The 1,017-nt window shown below is 65.1% G+C and carries 2 protein-coding genes; both read left to right on the top strand.

Going from position 1 to position 1,017, the window contains the following annotated elements:
- A partial coding sequence (locus AC1D00_RS42665) for an SRPBCC domain-containing protein (RefSeq protein ID WP_477014855.1) occupies positions 1-528 on the top strand: 528 nt, incomplete at its 5' end.
- Positions 528-890 (top strand): ArsR/SmtB family transcription factor, encoded by a 363-nt coding sequence (locus AC1D00_RS42660; RefSeq protein WP_027543061.1) that lies wholly within the window; start codon positions 528-530, stop codon positions 888-890. The genes AC1D00_RS42665 and AC1D00_RS42660, both read left to right, overlap by 1 nt.
- The last annotated feature ends 127 nt before the right edge of the window (positions 891-1,017 follow it).

The following is a 1,017-nucleotide window of genomic DNA, read 5'->3' as shown; positions in this document are numbered from 1 at the left end:
CTGACGAGCAGGGAGCGCATCCCGCGCTGGTTCCTTCCGGTCGAGGGCGACCTCCAATTGGGAGGAAGGTACCAGCTCAAGGGAAACGCGGGCGGCACCATCACGGCTTGCGCGCCGCCAACTCATTTTGCCGCGACGTGGGAGTTCGGTGGCGCCACAAGCTGGATCGATGTCGCGCTGGCGGCAGAACGCAGCCAGGCGCGCTTGACGCTTGAGCACACCGCGATGATCGAGGATCATTGGAATCAGTTCGGTCCGGGTGCGGTGGGGATCGGTTGGGACCTTTCCATTGCAGGACTCGAGCGATATCTCGCGACGGGAGCGGCAGTCGACCATGAGACGGCGGAGGCGTGGATGGGCTCGCCCGAGGGCAAGGCGTTCATGACGCGGAGCGGGGAGTATTGGCGCGCAGCGCATGTCGCGAGCGGGGTCGATCCGGCCTTGGCGAAGGAGCGCTCGGATCGCACCATTGCCTTCTATCGCGGCGAAATGCCGCCCGATATCGCGCATCCCGGTACAGGAAGCTGATGCACATCTTCGAAGTCCTCGCCGATCCCGTGCGTCGTCGCATCCTCGAACTGCTCGTACCGAGGGAAATGGCGTCCGGAGAAGTCGTGGAGGCGATCGGGGCCGAATTCGGGATCACGCAGGCCGCCGTGTCGCAGCATCTGAAGGTGCTGCGCGAGAGCGGCTTTGCGACGGTTCGGGCGGAGGCGCAAAGACGGTTCTACGCGGTCGACGTGGCGGGACTTCAGGCGGTGGATGCGTGGATCGGTCAGTTCAGGAATTTCTGGGAGCCGAAGCTGGACGCGCTGGCGACGGAGATCGCGCGCGGCAAGCGGGAGCGGCGTAACGCGCCGATGACGAAACGGAGCGGCAAGAGGGCCTGATCGGGGAGACCAGCGTGCCCCGCTCATTGCCAAGCGCGCGGCGACGGTCACCTCGGCACAAATGCTGGATGTTGACCACGTGGGGCCATGATACGAGCGAGCTCTTCATCCGCTTCCGGAGCTTGCT

Source organism: Bradyrhizobium sp. P2_E8 (genome assembly GCF_056403875.1).
This window is presented reverse-complemented; position numbering and strand designations above follow the sequence as displayed.